Source organism: Xenorhabdus eapokensis, assembly GCF_001908105.1.
Window position 1 is genome coordinate 72,223 of record NZ_MKGQ01000005.1, and the last position, 16,146, is coordinate 88,368.

Here is a 16,146-nt window from a genome sequence, read left to right on the forward strand (position 1 = left end):
TCCATAATCTATTGCAGTGCCTTACGGGCAGCCCCCTTTCCACTTTGAATATCATATACACATTGATCAAATTGTTGCTTGATTGATGTGTTTAAACCCGAAATTCTGCTGCTAATTGACTGAAACCCAATCCATTCTTTTTTTCCACTTTGATCTGAACAGGAATTCGCTCTTTTAATGCGTCCACATGACTAATGACTCCGATAGTTTTTCCTGATGCATTAAGGTGATCCAGGGCATCCAAAGCAATATCCAAAGTTTCAGGATCAAGCGTGCCAAAGCCTTCATCAAGAAACAGGGATTCTATCTGTGTCTTGTTACTCACTAAATCAGACAAGGCAAGTGCAAGTGCAAGGCTGACAAGGAAACTTTCTCCTCCAGAAAGCGTTTTGGTATCCCTCATGGCATCCGCTTGCCAGGTATCAACGATTTGTAATTCCAGTCCGCCGTCATCTTTGCGTTGCAAGTAGTAGCGTTCATGCAATTTTTCCAATCGGATATTTGCCAGATGTACGAGATGATCCAAGGTCAGACCTTGAGCAAAACGGCGGAATTTAGCGCCGTCGGCAGAGCCAATGAGATTATTGAGATAGCTCCAGTCATCATATGTTTGTTGTAAGAGTGCGATCTGTGCCAATAACTCGTGTTGGTGTTGGCGACGAGTTGCATCACTGTTCAATAGGGTTCTGACTTCGCCTTGTTGTTGGTTATTTTGCTTCAACTTAGCCGTAACGTCGGTCAATATGGCGGATAGTTGTTGAGGTTCATGTTGATTAAGCAACTGCGGCTGCGTTTTTGTATGTCGCTGTAAGGCTACTTCTGATTCATGAAGCCGTGTTTTAGCTTGCAATTGTTGTTGTTCAAGGTTTTCTTGTAATTGTTGTAATTTTTCCCGCTGTTCTGGTTCCAATAAGGCATGTTCAAAGGATGATTGATCGGAAAAACCTTGCTGTTCTAAACCTGTTTGAAAATGGCTGATAGCAAGTTTGTAGTTTGCTTCGGCTGCGGTGTGGTTTTTTTCTACTTCACTGGCAGCGCCGATTAATTGGCTCATTTTGTTTTGCAATGTTTGCAGATGGGAAGCGGCCTGCTTGTAGGCGATTTCCAATTCATGGGTTTTTTGTTGCAAAGCCTGACGAACGGCTATGATGGATTTTTCGCCAAATAATCGCTGACGTTCCTGACGGGTTTGTTCCAATAGCTGCATTTGCCGCTGTTGTTGTTCATTCAAAGTATGAAGATGAGTAGAGAGCTTATTTTTTTGTTTGTCTAGTTCACTCAGTTTGCTTTGCAAGGCGGCTTGTTCTTTTTGGAGTTGCTGCCATTTCTCCCGTGAATCATGGTAGTTTTTTAATTCTTGTTCACGCTGTTGCAGCCAGTTTTCTGTTTCATGAGAAGCAGGAAGTGTAAAAGGGGTTAGCTGTAATTCCGTGTTTAACTGTTGTGTTGTTGCCGCATAGTCGGCTTCTATTTGTTGAGCCTCTGCTGTTTTTTCTGCCAATTGTTTTTGAGCTGAATCCTGTTTGAACTTTTCCAGTTCAATATTCTTTTCGCAGGCTTGGTATTGTTCTCGGTTGGCAGCAACTGCTTTTTCGGCGGTTTGATGGTTTTTCTCTGCCTGTAATAACGCTTCCTGTTGAGCTTGGTGTTGGTGATAAGCCGATTGTCGTTGACTGATAAAGTGATTAACCGTCTCTGTCTCCATCGGTAATGTTGTAGCCTGTAACTGCCGGCAATGGTGTTCCCATTGCTTAACCAATTCCGTCAATTTAGCATGGTATTGTGCAATATCTTGCTGCAATTGTTCGCCATATTGCTGTTGAAGCTGCTGTTTTTGCTGTAGGGTTGTACGATTTTCTTGCAATTGTTCAATCTGTTGGCGCAGGGTTTTCAGGCGCTCCTCTGAATGGGGTAGGGCAATATTCTGGTATTCGTTGATTAAAGGGTGGTCGGTTGAACCGCAAAGCGGACAAGATTCACCTTCTTTTAATTGTGCCCGTTCTTTTTCCAGACTGACTATCCGTTGTTCCAAACGAATTCGATTGGTGAGATCGTCATAATGTTGCTGTTTATCTTTCAATTGTTGATTGAGGGTTGCTATCTGCTCAGGTAAGGCTTTTATCAGTGCCTGAGATTGGATCAATTGGTTTTGATCCGTTGAGATCGCGGTTTGTAACTGCTGGATCTGGGGAAGCAAGATCTCCAGTTGGTTCTGTGATACCAATTGTTTCTGATAATTTTTTAGATTTTTCTGCAATTGTTCTAATGGGTGCTTTTGCTGCAACGTTGTGAGTTGGGTTGCCGCAGCGGTAAAGCTGTTGCGCAGTATTTGGCTCTGTTCTTGCTGTTTAGCCAATTCTGCATTCAATCTGTGTAAATAATCGGTCGTATGGGCAAGCTCTGAGCCAATTTTTTGGGTGCTTTGGGTAAGCTGGTCTATTTTTTCTCGCCGTTCTTTCTGACGGGTGAATAGTTGCTTCCATTCTGGTAGTTTGCTGTCCAAATTGTGGTAATAAGGGTGCTGCTCATAGTAGGATTCCAACGCCTTTTGTTCGTTATTTAAGACCTCCGTTCGCTCCTGTGTGGCTTGGTGCTGGGATAAAATGTCTGTGAGATCACGGTCTTGTCCTGCGATTTCTTGTTCAAGTTTCAGTAGATCTTTGGATTGAATATCAATTTTATGCTCGAGCGGCATAATTTGCTCTGAGATGAGCTTTTCTTGCTGATTTTGGTGCTGTTGATGCTCTTCCCGCCTATTTTCTAACTGTGTTAGTTGCTGTTCGGCAGGTTGCAGCATCTCAAGTTGTTGTTGGCGTTCATGCTCTATTTTTGTGCGTTGCTCCGCGAGCCTCTGTTTTTCATGGTAAGCGCGGTTTTGCGCATCCCATAATGGACGGATTTTTTCTGCTGGCTCGCCGGCAGCAAGTTGTTGCAATTGAGGTTGTGCTTCTTGAATAGCTTGCTCAGTCTGTTGCAAAAGTGAAGTATTGCTGACCAGTGATTGCTGTAGTTCATTCTGCCGCAACAACCACTGCTCGGCTGTTTGTAATGCCTTCACTTGTTGGCTGAATAGGGTTTCTTCTGCAATAAGCTGTTGTTGTTGATTCTGGTATGCCTGTTGTTGCTCTGGTGTGAGTAATTCAATGGAAGAGACTTTAGCTTGCTGAATGTTCAGTTCAGATTGTGCCTCTTTATGGCGCTGGTAAATTTCCTGGGACAGAATGCCGTAAATTTCTGTACCGGTTAGCTCTTCCAGTAGATCTGCCCGATCTTTATCTTGTGCATTTAAAAATGCGGCAAAATTTCCCTGCGACAAAAGCATGGATTTGGTAAAACGGCTGAAATCCAGTCCAGTTATTTCGGCAATTTTTTCTTTTTTTTCTGGAATTTTATCAGCCAGGATTCCCCCCCCTTTTTTGAGGGCCAATTCTCCTTTTGGGGGTTGGAGTTTGCCATTTGCTTGGTTACGAGCACGGCGCTGACTCCAAAATGCCCGATAAGCAATGCCTTTAACTTCAAACTCTACTTCAGCAAGGCACTCTGCGGTATGACGGGTCATTAACTCATTTTGTGAGGCAGAAATGGTGTTGAGCCTTGGTGTTTCATGATAAAGGGCGAGGCAAAGAGCATCCAATAAGGAGGTTTTTCCTGCACCAGTTGGGCCGATAATGGCAAATAATCCATTACTGGCAAATGGTTCTGCCGTAAAATCAATTTTCCATTCACCTTGCAGAGAATTGATATTTTTCAGCCGTAAACTAAGAATTTTCATGGCATGTTCTCTTCATGTTATTGCTGAGAAATATCATCCAGCGTTTGTTTAAACAGGGTGGTCAGACGTTGTTTTTGCGCGGGGTCATCGATTGCAGCCAACGCCAAACGACGCTCAAAGACTTCATCTACACTTAGCTCGGTAAGTGTTTCTTTATTTTGTTCAGACAATGACAGTTGGCGAGCACTTTTGCTGCGGCGTAGCAGAATAATCTCAACCGGCAGACCTTCACTTAGAGCCTGGATGCGTTTTTGGATATCGGGCAAATAATCTTGGGTTGCGACTTCAATATCCAGCCAGACTGGGCGCTCTCCTTGATATTCCTTGAAAGATTGTAATTGCTCTGCGATTTGTTTCAAATTACCACGAATAAGTTGCATAGGTTGATAATATGGGATCGGTAAAAGTGTGATGTTATCGAGTTTGCCTGATTTAAAATCCACTAAGCAGACGCTTTTTTCTTGTCCCACTTCATCAAAACTGAGCGGAATAGGGGAGCCGCTATAGCGGATATGCTCTGATTTACCGATAATTTGCGGGCGGTGGATATGCCCTAGTGCAATATAGTCAGCAGGGGGGAAAGATTGTGCAGGGAAGGCCTCTAATGTGCCAATGTAAATATCGCGAACGGAATCTGTAGTAGAAGCCCCGACCGTAGTGAGGTGACCTGTAGCAATAATCGGTAATGGCTGTCCGAGCTGCTCTCGTAATGCACAGGCTTGCTGGTAGAGATTGTGGTAATGTTCGGTGATGGCATCCTGGAGCGCCTGCTGTTTTTGTGTACCAGATTGCCCCGCTTGGCTGGTCATGATATCTCGTGGACGCAGATAGGGAATAGCACAGAGAATCGCTCCTGCATTGTTATCTCTGTTATTTAGGATCTTTATCTGCTGTGCTATATCCTCGGTTTCAGCATTAGCAATCACCGTGGTATTCAGATAAGAGAGAAGGGATTTAGATTCATTGAGTGTGGCAACAGAATCATGGTTTCCACCGAGAATAACAAGTTGGCAGCCTGTGGGCTGTAGTGCCACAATGAATTTGTTATAAAGTTCGCGTGCGTAGCTGGGTGGGGAGCCTGTATCAAAAATATCGCCGGCAATAATGAGGGCGTCAACTTGATGCTGTACGATCTTTTCAATCAGCCATTGCAAAAAATGTTTATGTTCAGCGGCGCGGCTTTTAGTAAAGAAATATTGGCCAAGATGCCAGTCAGATGTATGAATAATTCGCATGATTTTCCCGCCGTTGCCCTAGTTGTTTTTCTATCCCGTTACTTCTCGCCTGTTGCAGGTGCTAATTATAATGGCAGCGTAAGGGTTGTCCTGTGTAATTCAGCATTATTTACAGAATTTTCGAGCTGGTTTGCATCTTTAATGAAATATGACAAAGATGCAGGATTTTCTTTGGGAAGTAGTTTGTATCTTGTTAATTGAGAGATAAGAAGTTTCATAAAAGTGTCATAAAATTGACTCATAATATTTTCAGTGAAAGTCACTAGCCTTAATGATATTAACGGGATTGATCATGGTTAAACGCATTTTGGTAGTTGAAGATGAAGCACCGATCCGTGAAATGGTTTGTTTTGCACTGGAACAAAACGGTTATGAAGCCATTGAAGCCGAAGATTACGATACAGCAATAAGGCGTTTATCTGAGCCTTATCCTGATTTGATATTATTGGATTGGATGTTGCCTGGAGGTTCAGGGATACAACTGATCCGGCAAATGAAGCGGGATAATAACGTTAAGGCGATCCCCGTCATTATGGTCACGGCTCGTGTGGAAGAAGAAGATCGGATACGTGGTTTAGATGTTGGTGCTGATGATTATATAACGAAGCCGTTTTCACCTAAAGAATTGATTGCTCGGATTAAGGCTGTTTTGCGGCGTATTTTACCTATAGAGTCGGAAGACATTATTGATATAGATGGATTGATTCTGGAACCATCATCTCACCGCGTTTCCAGTCAGGGACACGATTTGGACATGGGGCCAACGGAATTCAAACTTCTCCACTTTTTTATGACTCATCCTGAACGTGTTTATAGTCGTGAACAGTTACTTAATTATGTGTGGGGAACTAATGTTTATGTGGAAGATCGCACGGTTGATGTACATATCCGACGCTTACGTAAGGCGTTGGAAATAGGGGATCACGCTAAGATGGTACAAACAGTGCGTGGTACAGGTTATCGTTTTTCTACCCGCTATTAACTGTTTGGAGTAAGGTCACGTGCTTGAGCGTTTATCTTGGAAAAAGTTGGTATGGGGGCTTGTACTTTTTTGCTTGCCCGCTGTCATCTTGTCTCTTTTTATCGGCCACTTGGCATGGTTGCTGGTTATCGCACTGTTTTTGACGCTGGTATGGCATGGTTACAATTTGCTGAAATTATCCGATTGGTTATGGTTGGATCGCAATATGTTACCGCCAGTCGGTCGTGGTGGTTGGGAACCTATCTTTTATGGTATTTACCAGATGCAGCAACGCAATCGCAAACGGCGTCGTGAACTCGCATTACTCATCAAACGCTTTCGTAGTGGGGCTGAATCATTGCCGGATGCTATTGTGATAATGACCACGGAAGGCAACATTTTTTGGTGTAATCGTCTGGCGCAACATTTACTGGGGTTCCGCTGGCCTGAGGATCATGGTCAGCATATTTTTAACCTGCTCCGCTATCCTGATTTCAGCCGTTATATCACAGCGAATGATTTTTCCCACCCTCTGTCCATCGAATTGAATAATGGCAATATGATGGAATTCCGCATTATGCCTTATTCTGAGAAGCAATTATTGATGGTCGTGCGTGATATCACCCAAAAACGACTGTTGGAAAATGCCCGACGGGATTTTTTTGCCAATGTGAGTCATGAACTCAAAACCCCTCTCACTGTACTGCAAGGTTATCTGGAAATGATGGAGGATCAGGCGTTCGGCAATAAGGTGAACCAGAAAGTCATCGGTACGATGCGGGAACAAATACGAAGAATGGATGGCCTGGTGCAGCAACTGATGCATCTTTCCAGAATCGAAGGGGGGCCACAAGTCGACATGAATGAAGTTGTGGATGTTCCCAATATGTTGAAAATATTGCAACGAGAAGTGTTGACCTTGGGAAATGAGCAGTACGATATAGTGTTTGATATTGATGAAACGCTAAATGTGTTTGGTAATGAAGAACAACTGCGCAGTGCAATGTCTAACCTTGTTTATAATGCCATCAGACATACCCCTCCGGGCACAAGGATTGAGGTGAATTGGCGACATGTTTCCCAGGGCGCACTGTTCAAAGTGAAAGATAATGGTGGTGGGATTAGCGCGGAACATTTACCACGTCTGACAGAACGTTTTTATCGCGTCGATCGGGCGCGCTCACGTCAAACTGGGGGAAATGGGTTAGGTTTGGCGATAGTGAAACATGCATTGCATCACTACAATACTCATCTTGATATTGCGAGTACTTTAGGAAAGGGTTCAGTTTTTAGCTTTTTATTGGCGTCTCGGCTTATTGCTTCTGCCAAAAATAGTTTCATGACAAAATGAGTTATTCATCGTCATGAACAAAAAATGCGCATGAGCAGAAAAATACACAAATCATATAGTGTGTATTCAATGATAGATAACAATAATAACTGATTTTAAAAACCAGTTTAGGATATTGTTCTGGTTTTTGGTTTTACGCTTGCCTTTTAGCGCTATAAAAGTTTTACTTGGGGGCAGTTGTTGGCGATTCTAGCTGTTATTACTACCATCATTCTGTATCTTGCGATTATCAGTGAATATTATGTTGCTCACTGACTGTTAAATCAGAATCCGGTCTCGCCAGTGAAAATTCAAGTGCTTGCGATAGTTACTGTCGTAGATGCATTTCTTTTGGCAAAAATACATTAATAATCATTATGGCATACCGTTTATCATCTAAGGATATTTGGGCATTAGGCTTTATGACCTTTGCCTTGTTTGTTGGGGCGGGAAATATTATTTTTCCGCCTATGGTTGGTTTACAGGCAGGAGAGAACGTTTGGATCTCAGCAGCCGGCTTTTTGCTAACTGCTGTTGGCTTGCCAGTCATTACTGTCATTGCTTTGGCAAAAGTGGGTGGAGGCATTGAAGCCCTTAGTACACCGATTGGAAAAACTGCGGGTTTGGTTCTGGCAACGGTCTGCTATCTAGCTGTCGGCCCCCTGTTTGCAACCCCCAGAACCGCAACGGTTTCTTTTGAGGTGGGGATTGCACCACTTACCGGAACAGGTGATTTTCCTCTATTTATCTATAGTGTGATCTATTTTGCACTCGTGGTACTGATTTCATTATATCCGGGCAAACTACTGGATAGTGTTGGTCATATATTGGCTCCAATCAAAATCGTGGCGTTAGCCATTTTGGGAATTGCAGCAGTGTTGTGGCCGGCAGGTGGCCCTGTTCCTGCTATTGAAACTTATCGGGAAATTCCGTTCTCAAATGGCTTTGTCAATGGCTATTTGACAATGGATACACTAGCCGCAATGGTATTCGGTATTGTTATTGTCAATGCAGCCCGTTCCAGAGGGGTTGAAGCCTCTTCTCTGTTGACGCGTTATGCCATGTGGGCTGGCTTGATTGCTGGCTTTGGCTTGACGCTGGTGTATCTCTCTTTGTTTAAACTTGGGGAAGGTAGTGGCACATTAGTGCCTACAGCAGAGAATGGTGCTGTAATTTTGCATGCCTATGTCCAAAATATTTTTGGTAACTACGGCAGCTTCTTTCTCGCGCTACTGATTTTCGTTGCCTGTATGGTGACGGCTGTCGGTTTGACTTGTGCTTGCTCTGAATTTTTCAGCCGTTATCTGCCATTATCCTATCGTGCTCTGGTGCTGATTTTAGGTACATTTTCCATGTTGGTTTCTAACATGGGCTTAAGCCACTTGATTAAGTTCTCAATTCCAGTACTGACGGCAATTTACCCACCCTGTATCGTGCTGATATTGTTGAACTTTACAATCCGCTGGTGGAATAACAGCACACGGATTTTGGCTCCTGCCATGTCTATCAGTTTGTTGTTTGGGATTTTGGATGCAATAAAAGTTTCTGAGTACTTATCCCATTTACTACCTGAGTGGGCGAAGCATCTGCCGTTGGCGGATCAAGGTTTGGCTTGGTTACTGCCTACTGTTCTGACGATTGTTGTGTGCGCCATTTATGATCGCATCGTAGGAAGCGTAAAGCTCCCAAAGTATGAAGTGCAGCCTGAAGAGAAGTAGGAAGAAAGTTTGTTTATGATGCACATGATGTCAATGTGTTATTAGATGATAAAAGGGTGAGCCGCTGAAAACTGCTCACCTTTTTTGTTGCTATGTTCTGGATTAATAACCAATAGCAGCACCCGCAGGTCGCCGTACATCATTAGAGCCGTAGAGGTAGCCTTCACGGACAATATCCGATACGGCTGAATCATTACCAGAGGAATCAGTAGTGACACCGGCGGCACCCGGTAATCCAATCATGATTAATTCTGTTGCTCCCCAAGGGGTCTGTTCCACCATTTTGTAGCCCATTTTTTCCAGTAAATTCAAGGTGTCTTTCGACAGTCCTCGCTGCTCATAATAGACTTCGTCAGGTAGCCATTGATGGTGGAATCGTGGGCTGTTGACAGCTTCTTGTGGTGGCATATTGAAATCAATGATATTTAGAGCCGTTTGTAGTGTGATGGAGATAATGCGTGAGCCTCCAGGAGAACCTAAGATCAGGAAGATTTTACCATCTTTGGTCACAAGTGTTGGACTCATTGATGATAGTGGGCGCTTACCAGAAGCGATTGAGTTGGTTGCACCTTGTACTAGCCCGTACAAGTTTTTCTCACCGACTTTAGTTGTGAAGTCGTCCATCTCATCGTTAAGGAAAAAACCTGTTCCTGGCGCAATCACAACAGCACCAAAGCGTCCATTGATGGTGTAAGTGGTGGATACTGCATTGCCTTTTTTATCTACCACAGAGTAGTGGGTGGTTTCTGGTTTTTCATGGAAGCCAATGCCCGGTTGAACATCTACCGATGGTGTGGCTTTGTTAGGTTGGATCTCTTTTTTGATGGATGCGGCGTAGCTTTTGCTCAACAGGCGATCAAGTGGGTTGTGGATAAATGCCGGATCACCCAGATAGGTATTTCTATCCATATAGGCGTGACGCATGGCTTCTGTCAAGGTATGGATATAAGCCGCAGAGTTGAATCCCATGGATTTAAGATCATAACCTTCAATGATATTTAATATCTCGCATAATGTAACACCACCGGAGCTTGGCGGCGGAGACGAGATAAATTTGTAGCCGCGGTAACTACAGGTGATGGGAGCTGTTTCCGTAATGTGGTAATTGGCAAAATCCGTTGCGGTAATAATTCCGCCTGCTTTTTTTGATGCTTTTTCAACTAATTGGGGAATTTTGCCGTGATAAAAAGCATCAGGCCCGTGTTTGGCAATCATGTCCAGTGTGTTGGCTAAATCGGTTTGGATAAGCCTGTCCCCTGGTTCGAATCGTGTGCCATCCTTACGCAGAAAAATACGGGCAGCTTCTGGATCTTGAGCGAAACGCTTCACTGTGGTGTCCAGAATGTCGGTATCGCCACGGGTCAGAATATAGCCTTCGCGCGCCAGTTTGATGGCTGGCGCCATGACTTGTTCGCGAGTTAATGTGCCGTACTTTTTCAATGCCTCTTCAAATCCCATCACTGTACCCGGTACACCAATCGCTTTATAACCATACAGGCTGGCACCTTTGATAACATTTCCATCTTTATCCAGATACATATCAGCGCTGGCTGCGGCAGGGGCGGTTTCACGGAAATTAATGAAAGTATTTTTTCCATTGGCGAGGTGGATAGTCATAAAACCACCACCACCAATATTACCGCAGCAGGGATTAACCACTGCCTGGGCATATCCAACGGCAACCGCAGCATCAATAGCGTTCCCGCCCATTTTGAGAATGTCTATGCCAGCTTGGGAAGCAAGGTATTGTGAACTGACAACCATACCTTGTTTGGCTTCAACAGCAGGCTCAGTGGCCGAATAAAGTGGGGTAGAAATCAGTAGGGTTACGGCGATAAGTGGAATTTTCCATGCTTTGAACATGTGTTGTTCTCCTGAGGATAGACCAGTTATCACTGGTCAACTGTTAACAGAGTTGCGCTTGTGTAATATTTATGTTTCTAATGCGTAACTCACCTTATCTAAAGCTCAGGATTTTTGAAAGTAAAAAACCAGCCGATTGAGCGGCTGGTTTGGAATAATTCATAACATTATGTTATGAATTAATTGAATCCTAATGGGATTACAGCTTGTCAGCGTTTTTGGTCAGGTATTTTGCTACGCCTTCAGGTGAAGCGCCCATACCTTCTTCGCCTTTTGCCCATTGTGCAGGACAAACTTCGCCGTGTTCTTCATGGAATTGCAGAGCGTCAACCATACGCAGCATTTCATCAATGTTACGGCCGAGTGGCAGATCGTTAACCACTTGATGACGAACAACACCATTTTTGTCAATCAAGAAAGAACCACGCAGAGCAACGCCAGCTTCTGGATGCTCAATGCCGTAAGCTTTCATGATGTCACGTTTAATGTCAGCAACCATTGGGTATTTGACTTCGCCGATACCGCCTTCGTTGATTGGGGTTTTACGCCATGCGTTGTGAACGAATTCAGAGTCGAAGGATACACCAACAATTTCAACACCACGTTTCTGAAATTCTTCATAGCGATGATCAAAAGCAATCAGCTCAGAAGGGCAGACGAAAGTGAAATCCATTGGCCAGAAGAAAATAACAGCAGGACGGCCATTCAGGTGTTTTTTCAGATTGAAGTTATTAACAATTTCACCGTTACCGAGAACTGCGGCAGCCGTAAAGTCAGGGGCTTGGCGGGTGACTAAAACCATAATTGACTCCTGTGATTTTAAAAGATGTTATGTAAAAACGGGTTACAGCATAAGGAATTAGGGTATAGCAATAAAGGATAAAATACCAATCGTTATAATAGATTTTACCTATCAATAAACTGTTTTTAATTCCTTTTAGACTACATAAGATAAGACTATTTATGAAAAATTCAAGTTATGAAAAGTCCAAGACATTGCTACTCAAGCAAACACTTATTTGAGGCTAATGTCATCATTTCTGGGTAGAACTGGCAAAATAGTATTTCAAAATCAAGGTAATGATTTTCTATATCCTGATACGAGTCCGCCAGTGCGGATAATTTTGGCCGTCTGCGAGCCATGTTTTGCAGGACATTGGCGATGCATGACATATCGGCATAACGGATGAGTAAGTTCTGCGACCAGAGGTAGTTATTCAATTCCTGAAATTTTTCAGGAGTTGAAGCGAGATGCGGTTCTATATTGTTGCGGGCAAAATTGACAAATTCGGGCAGGGAGTAATTTGCTTCAAACTTGCCCCAATGCTGAGAAAGAAAATGATCCCAGATAATATCAAGGGTAATGGGGGCAACGCGTCGATATTGGGGGCGAAATAATTTGCGTGCTTCCATGACAAGTGGGTGCTTGTCCGTCAGGCTGTCTACCCGACGATGCATACGGATACCCGCTACAATGTCAGAACTGAATGCGCCTTCTGGAGAGCCGCGGACGAAATCCGCCATTAAATTCCCCAATAAGGAACTTTCTGCTAATGCAGCTAAATGAAGGTGTGCGAGAAAATTCATAGTGAGAGTATACAGTAAAGAGCGCACCGCAAATAGTTAAACCCGATGCTTCTTTGTTGCACCCTTGCGCTTGCAGCACTAGACTAGTCCGCCTGTTTTTTTTGAATGATACAGATAAAATGCGTGTCGCTGATTTTACATTTGAACTGCCAGAAGAGCTGATTGCTCACTATCCCCAGCCACAACGAAGTGCTTGCCGCTTGCTTTCCCTTGATGGTGAAACAGGCAATCTAACGCACGGTGTTTTTACTGATGTGCTGGATAAGTTGGAAGCTGGTGATCTGCTGGTTTTTAATAATACCCGCGTTATCCCTGCGCGCCTGTTTGGCCGTAAGGCGACGGGGGGAAAGTTGGAAGTTTTAGTCGAAAGGATGTTGGATGATAAGCGAGTGCTTGCTCACGTTCGTGCTTCCAAGGCTCCGAAAGAAGGCACGGAACTGATCCTTGGCGAAACTCAGGACATTAAGGCAACGATGCTGGCGCGTCATGATACGTTGTTCGAAATCCGTTTTGATGATGAGCGTGATGTATTGACCATTTTGGAGCAAATTGGTCATATGCCTTTGCCACCTTATATCGCTCGTCCTGATGAAGCTGCGGATCGCGAGCTATATCAGACAGTTTATAATGAACGCCCAGGCGCAGTGGCAGCACCGACTGCTGGATTACACTTTGATGAACCTCTGTTAGCTGCCTTGCGTGAAAAAGGCATTGAAATGGCCTTTGTCACCCTGCACGTTGGTGCTGGTACTTTTCAGCCTGTACGAGTGGAAACCATCGAAGATCATGTGATGCATGCTGAATATGCGGAAGTGCCACAGGATGTCGTGGATGCAGTACTGGCATGTAAAGCGCGTGGCAACAGGGTTATTGCTGTAGGAACAACATCAGTCCGTTCACTGGAAAGTGCCGCGAGAGCTTGTCAGGATGGGATGATCGCACCATTTTTCGATGATACCCAAATCTTCATCTATCCTGGATTTGAATATCAGGTTGTAGATGCACTGATCACCAATTTCCATCTGCCTGAATCCACACTGATCATGCTGGTTTCTGCGTTTGCCGGCTATAAGAATACCATGAATGCCTACAAAGAAGCGGTAGCAGAAAAATATCGCTTTTTTAGTTATGGTGATGCCATGTTTATTAATCGCAATAAAATGGCAGTAAAAGAGCGGGTATCAGAAGAGTGAATACCAGAAGAAACGGTGCCGATATAAATTAAGTGCTTTGCAATAAAAGATTTTAAAATCAAAATTCTTTTCATTTCAGCCAGTTACTAGCCTTAAATGCTGTTGCTGGCTGCCATAATTATCGGGCTGTGCCAAGAATGTGACAGCGCCGCTATATTTGGCTAAACCTAAACAGGACATCTACTGCTTCACAGTTTTATACTTACCTATGGGATTCCTCAGATAATTTGTATATACAAAAAATTGTAATTATGATTTATTTTATCTATTAATTACAATGTATTAACTAGTTGTTCATGAGTCTGTTTGAGTTGCTTTGAACTATTTTGTGGTGTATTTTGTATATACAAATTAACCATAGGTTAAAGACGCTGTCATATGAAGTTCTTAATATCATCAAATATCAGATTGAAGTTAGCAGGTAAGAATCCACCTGTTAATGAAGAGGATATACGCCAGTGTTTTTCTAATCGGGTTGGGCGTTTTCTTGAGGATACAAGAGAAGACAACAAAACCGACCCGCCAACTAAGTGGTTTATATCTGAAACTGATTACGGTGTTAAATTAAAGGTAGTCTTTATTTATTACCCTGATAAGGGGGTAGCTATAAGAACAGCCTACGCACCTAACGAAGATGAATTGAGAATTTACAGAAAATACGGCCTAGGAACAGAGAAATGAGCAGACAAACTGATAAGCGAACAAACCTGATAGCTTCTACTGATGAGGCATGGGAAAGCGGTGAGCTTGGTTGCAGTGAGGCTCACGTTAAAGTATCTGATGATATCACGGAAGAACTGATTAATGAGGCACTAGACTTACAGCCAATTTCAATCAGGTTAAATAAGTCTCTGATAGAAGACCTGAAAATGATAGCTGATCTTAATGGATTAGGTTATCAGCCGTTAATCCGGCAGGTTTTAAATCGTTTTGTTAATAGTGAGAAAAAACAGATACTGACAGAAGCTCACAGCAAGGCGATGAAAAATGAAAAAAGAAAATCAGCAAATAAGCGCCATAAGGTCGCTTAACAGACATAAATAGTTAACCCGACCCGCTCGCGCGGGTTTCTCATTTCTAACGCCGCTTAACTGCGGTTTTTTTATGCGAAAGTTCGGAGTGGAATGTGACGCAGGTTCGTGCCCAAGAGCAAGGTTAAATTATAGAAATTGACATACTGTATATCACAAGGCTGGCGTGTACAGTGGCATCATTAGTGTTTAGAATGCATCATTTTATGTCAAGCATCAGACTGTCTTTCTGATGTCTGGAGGTTAAGTGAAATTTGAGTTACAAAAGACGGATGGGAATGCCCGTCGTGGTCGTCTGATTTTTGATCGTGGCGTTGTGGAAACCCCGGCATTTATGCCCGTGGGAACTTACGGCACGGTAAAAGGCATGACGCCGGAAGAGGTGAAAGAAACAGGGGCGCAAATCCTGTTGGGGAATACTTTCCACCTTTGGTTGCGTCCGGGACAGGAAATCATGAAATTGCATGGTGACCTGCATGATTTTATGCAGTGGCACGGCCCTATTCTGACCGATTCTGGCGGTTTTCAGGTTTTCAGCCTCGGCGCCATGCGTAAAATCAAGGAAGAAGGGGTTCACTTCCGTAACCCAATTAATGGAACGCCTGTGTTTCTCAGCCCGGAAAAATCCATGGAAATCCAATATGACTTGGGTTCCGATATTGTCATGATTTTTGATGAATGTACGCCATATCCTGCTGATTGGGATTATGCGAAGCGTTCCATGGAAATGTCATTGCGCTGGGCTGCCCGCAGTCGTCAACGGTTTAATGAGCTGGGCAATAAAAATGCCTTGTTTGGCATTATTCAGGGCAGTGTTTACGAAGATTTGCGCGATGTTTCCATAAAAGGGCTGGTGGAAATCGGCTTTGATGGCTACGCTGTAGGGGGACTGGCTGTCGGTGAACCTAAAGAAGATATGCACCGTATTCTGGAACATGTTTGCCCTCAGATCCCACAGGATAAGCCTCGTTATTTGATGGGCGTCGGCAAGCCGGAAGATCTGGTTGAAGGTGTTCGTCGTGGTATCGATATGTTTGACTGTGTGATGCCAACACGTAACGCTCGCAATGGTCATCTGTTTGTGACCGAAGGGGTTATCAAAATCCGCAACGCCAAACATAAAGAAGATATTTCTCCGTTGGATGAGCATTGTGACTGCTATACTTGCCGCAATTATAGTCGGGCATACCTCCATCACCTTGATCGTTGTAACGAAATTCTTGGTGCAAGGCTGAATACGATACATAATTTAAGGTATTATCAGCGTTTGATGGCTGGAATTCGTCAGGCCATTGAAGAAGGCAAACTGGCACAGTTTGTTGAAACGTTTTATCAGCAGATCGGTAAACCCGTTCCGCCGTTAAATATATAATTTATCGTGACTAATCAGTCTCAATATGTGTAGCATATTGGGCTGGTTTTTGATCGAGCCACTGTCGATTTTCAATAGCTATGT

The 16,146-nt window shown here is 43.6% G+C and carries 12 protein-coding genes; 7 read left to right on the top strand and 5 right to left on the bottom strand.

The annotated features are described in order from the left end of the window. Positions 1-91 precede the first annotated feature (91 nt). Positions 92-3,772 carry an SbcC/MukB-like Walker B domain-containing protein gene (locus tag Xedl_RS05535; RefSeq protein ID WP_074022831.1) on the bottom strand — a complete coding sequence of 1,227 codons (3,681 nt, stop codon included), beginning with the start codon at positions 3,770-3,772 and terminating at the stop codon, positions 92-94. Positions 3,773-3,789: 17 nt separating this feature from the next. Continuing rightward, a complete protein-coding gene (sbcD, locus tag Xedl_RS05540; RefSeq protein WP_074022832.1) occupies positions 3,790-5,007 on the bottom strand; it encodes an exonuclease subunit SbcD in 1,218 nt (405 codons plus the stop codon). 292 nt (positions 5,008-5,299) lie between these two features. Here sbcD and phoB point away from each other — a divergent pair, with 292 nt between their 5' ends. From phoB to brnQ, 3 genes are all read left to right on the top strand, one after another. Continuing rightward, positions 5,300-5,989, top strand: a complete 690-nt coding sequence (gene phoB, locus Xedl_RS05545) for a phosphate regulon transcriptional regulator PhoB (protein ID WP_074022833.1) — start codon at positions 5,300-5,302, stop codon at positions 5,987-5,989. Between the two features lie 19 nt (positions 5,990-6,008). Beyond that, positions 6,009-7,319: a phosphate regulon sensor histidine kinase PhoR gene (phoR, locus tag Xedl_RS05550; RefSeq protein ID WP_074022834.1), complete on the top strand. Its 1,311-nt coding sequence runs from the start codon at positions 6,009-6,011 to the stop codon at positions 7,317-7,319. A 356-nt stretch (positions 7,320-7,675) separates the two neighbouring features. After that, a complete protein-coding gene (brnQ, locus tag Xedl_RS05560) occupies positions 7,676-9,016 on the top strand; it encodes a branched-chain amino acid transport system II carrier protein (protein ID WP_074022835.1) in 1,341 nt (446 codons plus the stop codon). A 102-nt stretch (positions 9,017-9,118) separates the two neighbouring features. On the opposite strand, the gene ggt is transcribed toward brnQ, so the two are convergent. The 3 genes from ggt to Xedl_RS05575 form a co-directional block, all read right to left on the bottom strand. Continuing rightward, entirely contained in the window at positions 9,119-10,879 is a 1,761-nt protein-coding gene (gene ggt, locus Xedl_RS05565) for a gamma-glutamyltransferase (protein WP_074022836.1), read from the bottom strand. 199 nt (positions 10,880-11,078) lie between these two features. Continuing rightward, positions 11,079-11,681 (bottom strand): peroxiredoxin C, encoded by a 603-nt coding sequence (locus Xedl_RS05570; protein WP_074022837.1) that lies wholly within the window; start codon positions 11,679-11,681, stop codon positions 11,079-11,081. A gap of 197 nt (positions 11,682-11,878) precedes the next feature. After that, positions 11,879-12,466, bottom strand: a complete 588-nt coding sequence (locus tag Xedl_RS05575; protein WP_074022838.1) for an acyl carrier protein phosphodiesterase — start codon at positions 12,464-12,466, stop codon at positions 11,879-11,881. A 119-nt stretch (positions 12,467-12,585) separates the two neighbouring features. Here Xedl_RS05575 and queA point away from each other — a divergent pair, with 119 nt between their 5' ends. From queA to tgt, 4 genes are all read left to right on the top strand, one after another. Further along, positions 12,586-13,659: a tRNA preQ1(34) S-adenosylmethionine ribosyltransferase-isomerase QueA gene (gene queA / locus Xedl_RS05580; protein WP_074022839.1), complete on the top strand. Its 1,074-nt coding sequence runs from the start codon at positions 12,586-12,588 to the stop codon at positions 13,657-13,659. A gap of 378 nt (positions 13,660-14,037) precedes the next feature. Further along, on the top strand, positions 14,038-14,340 hold the full coding sequence (locus Xedl_RS05585; protein WP_074022840.1) for a hypothetical protein: 303 nt from the start codon (positions 14,038-14,040) through the stop codon (positions 14,338-14,340). Next, a complete protein-coding gene (locus Xedl_RS05590) occupies positions 14,337-14,690 on the top strand; it encodes a hypothetical protein (protein WP_074022841.1) in 354 nt (117 codons plus the stop codon). Before Xedl_RS05585 ends, Xedl_RS05590 begins: the two co-directional genes overlap by 4 nt. Before the next feature lie 247 nt (positions 14,691-14,937). Further along, on the top strand, positions 14,938-16,062 hold the full coding sequence (tgt, locus tag Xedl_RS05595; RefSeq protein WP_074022842.1) for a tRNA guanosine(34) transglycosylase Tgt: 1,125 nt from the start codon (positions 14,938-14,940) through the stop codon (positions 16,060-16,062). The last annotated feature ends 84 nt before the right edge of the window (positions 16,063-16,146 follow it).

Coding starts and splice junctions, on each gene's coding strand:
- Xedl_RS05535 (WP_074022831.1), bottom strand. CDS start 3,772: ATGAAAATTCTTAGTTTACGGCTGAAAAATATCAATTCTCTGCAAGGT.
- sbcD (WP_074022832.1), bottom strand. CDS start 5,007: ATGCGAATTATTCATACATCTGACTGGCATCTTGGCCAATATTTCTTT.
- phoB (WP_074022833.1), top strand. CDS start 5,300: ATGGTTAAACGCATTTTGGTAGTTGAAGATGAAGCACCGATCCGTGAA.
- brnQ (WP_074022835.1), top strand. CDS start 7,676: ATGGCATACCGTTTATCATCTAAGGATATTTGGGCATTAGGCTTTATG.
- ggt (WP_074022836.1), bottom strand. CDS start 10,879: ATGTTCAAAGCATGGAAAATTCCACTTATCGCCGTAACCCTACTGATT.
- Xedl_RS05570 (WP_074022837.1), bottom strand. CDS start 11,681: ATGGTTTTAGTCACCCGCCAAGCCCCTGACTTTACGGCTGCCGCAGTT.
- Xedl_RS05575 (WP_074022838.1), bottom strand. CDS start 12,466: ATGAATTTTCTCGCACACCTTCATTTAGCTGCATTAGCAGAAAGTTCC.
- queA (WP_074022839.1), top strand. CDS start 12,586: ATGCGTGTCGCTGATTTTACATTTGAACTGCCAGAAGAGCTGATTGCT.
- Xedl_RS05585 (WP_074022840.1), top strand. CDS start 14,038: ATGAAGTTCTTAATATCATCAAATATCAGATTGAAGTTAGCAGGTAAG.
- Xedl_RS05590 (WP_074022841.1), top strand. CDS start 14,337: ATGAGCAGACAAACTGATAAGCGAACAAACCTGATAGCTTCTACTGAT.